The organism is Frankia sp. AgKG'84/4 (assembly GCF_023242965.2).
Classification (GTDB): domain Bacteria; phylum Actinomycetota; class Actinomycetes; order Frankiales; family Frankiaceae; genus Frankia.
Genome location: NZ_JALKFU020000269.1, coordinates 1 through 6,949, shown reverse-complemented (window position 1 = coordinate 6,949; position 6,949 = coordinate 1). Strand labels below are relative to the sequence as shown.

Below are 6,949 nucleotides of genomic sequence, written 5' to 3'. Positions count from 1 at the left end.
TTTCCCCGCGAACGCACACCCATCGCACACCCCGAACATCACAGCCAGTCACCACCCGGAGATCTCAAACACCTTCTCAGAACTTCTACGCCACTCTCTGGGAACGCCCCGACCGACGCCGCCGCTGGGCACTCCGCTGGCGCACCCCCGAAGCGGTCCAAAACCTCGCCGACGAACTCGGCTGGACCGTCGCCGCGGAAATGGCCGGAAAAGAAATCGTGCCCTGGGACAACCTCGCCGAAACAATCGGCCACGCACTCGTCGACGAATTCGCCATCTCCAAGGAACTAGATTCCCCCGACAGACTCTTCCCAACAGTGTCCTACACACTTGGCAACGGCGTGTCACAGACCCTTGAATGGCTCATCCGTTACAGCCCCACCCACGCCCGGCGCGCCATCTCCTTTACCATCCACGAAACCGAACGACGTCTAGAAATCCCACGCACGATCATCGAACGCTCCCTCCGCGGAACCGTCAGCCCCGGCGGTCCCCTCGACTCCGCAACCCTCGACGACTTCTTCGACCGCGTTCTCACCCCACAGGCACCGGGTGAGGAGACCCCTCCGTTGGACGCCGAGGAAGCCGAAGCACTCCTCCTTCAGATGATCAAGGATGCTGAGGAGCAGAAGAACAACGAGGGCGAGGAGTAACTCGGATACTGGGACACCCGCGTGACCGGCAGTGGAGGAGCGGACCGGCTCGGGCTGCACCTCCACTGCACCGCAGCGACGTGAGCCAGTGGCGGCGCCGGTGCCTCCTGCGCGCAGGAAGCCACCGCCGACCAGCTGCCAGCGGGGCCGTAGGGGCGTCACCGACCATCCCGCTTCGCACCGCGGCGTGCGACCTGCGTGAAAGGCGTCAGGGCCACCAACGCCAGACCCGCAGCAACGATTCGCCGATCGTGGCGGCGGCTAGCTTCGGCACGCCCTCCAGGCGAAGCGCCACGAGGATGACGTCGAGCACGGCCTTCCGTCCCACCGTCGAGGCCGAGGCGAGCGCTTCTGCGAGAACGGGTCCCTGCCGCTCGTGAGAGAGGTGGGTGACCAGGCCGGTCAACGCCTCCGCGCGGGCTCCGGGGCGACGGATGGCAACCGCGGCGGTCAGTGCCTTGGCGAGTAGATCGGCCGGAAGGAGCGCTGCCAAGTCGGCCAATGCCTGAGCCTTGATGTGCTGGGTATCGATGTCGGTCGCGGCGGCCAGCGCCTCGGCGAGGACCGTCCGTTGCTGGCCAGTGGGAAGACGCGCGGCGAGCGCCGTCAGTGCGCCTGCGCGGGCCACTGGCTGGTCGGTGTCGGGCGCAGCCGCCACCGCCTTGGTGAGCAGGTCAACTGGCAGGAACGCTGCAAGGCCGGTCAACGCCCGTTTCCGTGGGTGTGGATCAACGATGCTAAATGCGGTCGCCAGCGCCTCGGCGAGAAGGTCGGCTGGTAGGAGTTCCGCCAGACCGGTCAACGCATCCGCCCTGGCGCTCGTCTCCTCGACGGTGGCGACGGCGTCCAGCGCCGCACTGAGTGCGGTTCTTTGCTGGTCAGGGGGAAAGTGCGGGACTATTCCGGCGAGCGTCCTGGCCCGGAACGTGGGTTCATCGATGGCGGTCGCGGCGGCCAGTGCGTCGGCGAGGACAGCCTCACGTTGGTCGGCGGGAGGGTGCACCGCCAGTCGGGCCAGCGTTTCGGCCCGGGTCGCAAGATGGTCGACGGTCTTTGCCGCAGCGAGTGCATCGGCGACAGCCGCTTCGCGTTGCCCGACGGGCAGGAGCCCGGCGAGCCGGATCAATGCGCGTGCCCGTGAACCGGCATAGTCGATGGCGGTCGCAGCCATCAGCGCCTCGGCGAGAACTTCCCCCTGCTCCGCTGGAGGAAGCCGTGCCGCGAGCGCGGTCAACGCCTCCGCCCGAGCGTCCGGATAGCTGATACGCATTGCGGCGGCCAGCGCGGTGGGAAGCAGGCTGTCTGGTAGCTGAATCGCTAGCCTGACTAGCATCTGTCCCTGCGCGGGCCAAAATTCGACGGCTGCAGCGGCAGTCAGCGCCTTTCGGAACACGGAGGTGCGTTGCTCGCCGGGCAGCCTCTCCACGAGCCCAGCCAGCGCCCGCGACCGGGCTCCCGGCAGGTCGATGGCCTCCGCGGCGGACAGCGCGTCGGCGAGCAGACGCTCGGGCAGATCCGCAGCGAGCATACTCAGCCAATCTGCGCGTTTGTACTGATCGTCGACGGTGTTGAGAGCATCGAGTGCGTAGGTGAGGACCGCTTCGCGCTGCTCGGTGGGTAGATGCGCCGCCAGCTGGGTCGCCACCTCGATCCGGTCGTCAGGCGAGTCGATGGATGTCGCCGCATCCAGCGCAGCGGCGAGGACCGCAGCTTGCCGATTCTCAGGAAGGTGCATGCTCAGGGCCACCAAGGCGTGGGAGCGGGAAGCCCGCCCGTCGATGGCAGTCGCCGCGGCCAGCGCCTCGCCAGCAGCCGTTCCACGCTGCGCGGCGGGCAGCTGCTCAACCAGGAGGATCAACGTGTCGGCTCGAGCGCCGGGTCGCTCGATAGCGGTCGCCGAGGCCACTGCCTCGGCGAGGACCGATCCGCGTTGTGCCTCGGGTAGATGGGCAGCCAGAGCCGCGAGCGCTCGTGCCCGGGACTCCGGGCGATCGATGTCGGTTGCGGCGGTCAGTGCCTCGGCGAGGAGATCGGCTGGCAGAGCCGGCGCCAGCGCGGTCAACGCTTTCACCCGATTGCGCAGGTCGGAGGTATCGAGGACGGTACGCAGCCCCTCGGCGAGGGCTGGCCCGCGTTGTGCCTCGGACAGATGCGCAGCCAGAGCCGCGAGCGCTTGCGCCCGGGGTTCTGGCCGGTCGATGGCGGTCGCCGAGGCCAGCGCCTCGGCAAGGAGATCCCCCGGTAGATACGCCGCCAGCCCGATCAGCGCCTCCGCCCGGCCCTCTACGTCGTCGATGGTCCCGGCCGCAGCCAGCGCTGCGCTGAGCAGGTCGGCAGGTAGATGCGCTGCCAGCCGGGCCAACGCACGTCCACTGCCATACGAATCGCGGATCGCGGCGGCTGCCGCGACCGCCTCCGTGAGGACGGGGCGATCGCCTTCAGCGGACAGGTGTTCCGCGAGCTCGGCCAACGCCCGTCGCCGGTCCTCCGGGGAGGCGACGGCCGTCGCGGCGGCGATCGCTGCGGAGAGGACCACCCCGCGTTGTTCTGTCGGCAGATGTTTGATCAGTCCATTCAGGGCGTTTGCCCGCCAATACGGATCGTCGATGGTGGTAGCTGTGGTGAGCGCCTCGGCGAGCAGACCTTGTGGGAGATACGGCGCCAGCCCGGCCAAGGCTTTCGCCCGGGGTCCAGATCGCTCGATGGCGGTGGCAGCGCGTAGCGCCTCGCCGAGCAGCCCTGTGGGGATCCGGGGCGCGATCAGGCTCAACGTGTGCCCACGGTAGAACGCGTCATCGATCGCGGTCGCGGCGCCAACGGCTTCAGCGAGCATCGCCGCACGCACCTGGCTATCCGTCACATGCGCCGCGAGCTCGTACAAGGTCAGCGCCCGGACGGTCAGGTCCGGCACGGCGACGGCGTAGGCGAAGGCTCGGGTCGCGGGCCACACTCGGGTCTCCACGAGGCGGATGAGGAGCTCTCCGGGGATGTCCGCGGTTCGGCTGGCGATCGAGCCGAGAAGTAGCGCGTAGGTGGCCTGGCGGCCCAGAGCGAGCAGTGAGCCAGCGTTTTCGCGGGTCGCCGCGTGATGGCGTGCGGCACGGACCCCAGCCAGGTAATCCCCGAGACTGCCCTCCTCCTCGTGAGCTGTGTACCAGACGCTTTCCGACCGGCCAGTCTGTATATGCCGCTCGATGGCCAAGACCGCGTCGACCGTGTCTGGATCGTCGGCGGCAAGGAGATGGTCGATCAGCCAGGTCAGGGCGTAACGGTCAGTGGCGTCTCGCTGGCCCGCAGCGGGGAGTCCGGGAAGCCCCTTCGCTAGCCCGCCCCAGCGGTCGAGGAAGCGCCCGGCGAGCCTGGCATGCAGGCGAGCGACCTCGCCTGACGACAGGCTCCCGCGGGCGAAGTCGAACACCAGATCGTGAACCGTGACCGTGCGGGTCTCAGGATGGATCCGGAGCAACGAGGCCCCGTCGAGTCGGCGAAGCACCGCTCGGGCGGCCTTGCTGTCGAGCGGCCCGGTGATCGCCCACAACTCCAGCAGCACCGAAATCGGGACCGGCCCTCGTCCCTTGAACACCGCCAACTCGCACAGCCGCGGGGCTGCCTCCGCGGGCAGCAGCCGCAGCCCCGCGTCGAGGACGGCGAGCAAGTGCGGATACGGATAGCCCGGAAACCGCCCCGTCAGCTCGGCCAGGGCCGCCCGGTCGAACGCCTCAGCGATCTCGTCGAAATCCCACGACTCCCGGACCAAACCGCCGGCGATCGCAAGCGCTACCGCCAGCCCCGCGCACCGCTCCAACACCCTCAGCGGCCCTAGCAAATCCGGCACGGCCTGTCCGGCGTAGGCAGCGAGCAGTTGCCGAGCCGTCGGCTCGTCGACCGGGCCGACCGAACAGATCGGTGTGGCCGTGGGCAGAACTCGACCGCTGCGGGAAGTAACCAGCAGCCGGACGCCGCCAAGCCGGGGAAACCCGTCCACGACGGCTGGGTCCCACACGTCATCCAGGACGATGAGGCACGTCGCCCCCGCCAGTAGCGCGCGCAGCCTCTCGCGGCCTTCCGACACGTCCAAGGCCGGCCGTGGATCCCCGAATGCAGCCAGTACCCGCGCCTGCACCTCAGGCACATCCCGATCGGGGTTCACCTCGACCCAGACCACACCGCCGGGGAACCGGGCGCGGATCTGATCATCGTGAAGCAGCCCGCGGGCGACCGTCGACTTGCCCGCACCACCCATGCCGACCACGCCCACAGGCCCAGCCCCAGCAGCCGTCAGCAGATCCCGGATCTCGCTGACCGCCGTCGCTCGCTCCACGAACGGATCCGGCAACGGCCACGCCGCGCGCGCGGCCTCCCACGACGCCACGACCCGAACCCGCCCGGCTCCTGCCCCCGCGGCGAACACCTCGTTTCGCGGGAAAGTCTCCAAGGCTGCCGCGCACACCCGCCGCCGGCCCTCGGGCACAGCCCCACCCGCCAGCCGCACGGACACCTCACGCCAGAACTCGGCCGCGCTCGCCACATTCCACCCCGGAAGATCCTTCCGGGACAACCCCGCGCCCTCCAACACCTGCCGCGCCGCCGGTAACTCGGCGAACAGCTGCGCGAACTCGTCGATCTCCTCTTCCGACAGCCCGCCCACCCGTCACCCCCTCACACGCGGCCGATGCGCATCATCTCAAGCGAACACACCGAGCGGGCCGCCAGCCACGGCATCGATCGGATCGGAACCCCACCGTCTGTCCATGGCCATGAAAAAGTCCTCGTTGGTGGCCAGGTAGAGGTCCCCGTTGGTGGCCGGGTGGGGGTCCTCGCTGGTGGTCGTGGTGTGGTCCCGGTTCCTCGTGGGATGTCGTGTCTGCTGGGAGCGTGAGGCCTGGGCGGTGACGGTGGCGGTGTCTAGCCAGTCACCGCACCGCCCAGGAGTTCCTATTGAAGTCTGCGAGGGAACGTATGGACGTGATTTCGGCCTACCGGGAGGTGGGCTCGTATCGGGGGGCCGCGGCGATGTGCGGTACGACCCCGAAGACAGTCCGTCGGATCATCGAACGGCATGAGAACGGTGGTGGCCGTCCGGTGCGGGTGCGCCGGGCCCGGAACTACGACTCGGTCGCGGAGCTGGTCGCCGGGCGGGTGAAGGCTACCGGCGGGCGGATCTCCGCGAAACGGTTGCTGCCGGTGGCGCGGGCGGCGGGGTATGACGGGTCACCGCGGAACTTCCGCCGGCTGGTCGCGACCACGAAGGCGGACTGGCGGGTGGGGCATCATCGGGGCCGCCGGCCGGCGGTCTGGACGCCGGGTGAGGTGTTGGCGATCGACTGGGGTGTGCTCGGCGGGTTGCATGTGTTCTGCGCGGTGCTGGCCTGGTCGCGGGTCCGGTTCGTCCGGTTCGCCGCGGATGAGCGGGCGGGCACGACGTTCGGATTGCTGGCGGAATGCTTCGAGGTGTTGGGTGGGGTCCCGAAGACGGTGCTCGCGGATCGGATGGGCTGTTTGAAGGGTGGTGTCGTCGCGAATGTTGTGGTTCCCTCACCGGGTTATGTTCGGTTCGCGTCGCATTACCGTTTCCGGCCGGATTTCTGCGAGGCGGCGGACCCGGAATCGAAAGGGATCGTGGAGAACCTTGTCGGTTACGCGAAACGTGATCTGATGATCCCGGGGATGCCGTTCGCGGATCTGACGGCGGCGAACCGGGCGGCGCTGGGCTGGTGCGCCGAGGTCAACGCGGCGGTCCACAGCGAGATCGCCGCTGTTCCCACGGACCGGCTGGCCGAGGAACGGCCGCTGCTGGGCGGGTTGCCGTCGCTGCGGCTGACCGGCACGACCGGGGCGGTGACTCGCAAAGTCGACCGGCTGTCGTGTGTCCGCTACGCCTCGGCCCGCTACTCGGTCCCGACCGTCTGGATCGGGACGACCGTCACCCTGACGGCCGGCGAGGGTCGGCTGACCATCGTCGACCCGGTCGGCGGGGAGATCCTCGCCGAGCATCGGCTGGTCGCGCCCGGTGAGGCGGCGGTCCTCGACGCCCACTACGGCGGCCCCCGCCCGGCACCCACGCGGGCACCGCGACCGAAAACCACCGAGGAGAAGGCGTTCTGCGCGCTCGGCCCGGCAGCGCAGGCGTTCCTGACCGGCGCCGCGGCGGCAGGCAACACCCGCCTGGGCGCGGACCTGGTCGAGCTCGCCGGACTGGAAGCGGCCCACGGCCGCGGCCCGCTGGTCGCGGCGTTGGAACGGGCGGTGGCGTTCCGCCGCTGGCACGCCGCCGACGTCCGGGCGATCCTCGACGC

At 69.4% G+C, this 6,949-nt stretch carries 2 protein-coding genes and 1 pseudogene; 2 read left to right on the top strand and 1 reads right to left on the bottom strand.

Translation table 11 applies throughout. The features are described from left to right. A pseudogene (locus MXD58_RS16520) lies at nucleotides 1-653 on the top strand (hypothetical protein); the annotation flags it as partial. 208 nt (nucleotides 654-861) lie between these two features. Here the strand turns inward: MXD58_RS16520 and MXD58_RS16515 are convergent. Beyond that, nucleotides 862-5,301 carry an NB-ARC domain-containing protein gene (locus tag MXD58_RS16515; protein WP_248841299.1) on the bottom strand — a complete coding sequence of 1,480 codons (4,440 nt, stop codon included), beginning with the start codon at nucleotides 5,299-5,301 and terminating at the stop codon, nucleotides 862-864. Nucleotides 5,302-5,591: 290 nt separating this feature from the next. On the opposite strand from MXD58_RS16515, the gene istA reads away from it, so the two are divergent. Beyond that, on the top strand, nucleotides 5,592-6,949 hold a 1,358-nt coding region (istA, locus tag MXD58_RS16510), incomplete at its 3' end, for an IS21 family transposase (protein ID WP_250609508.1).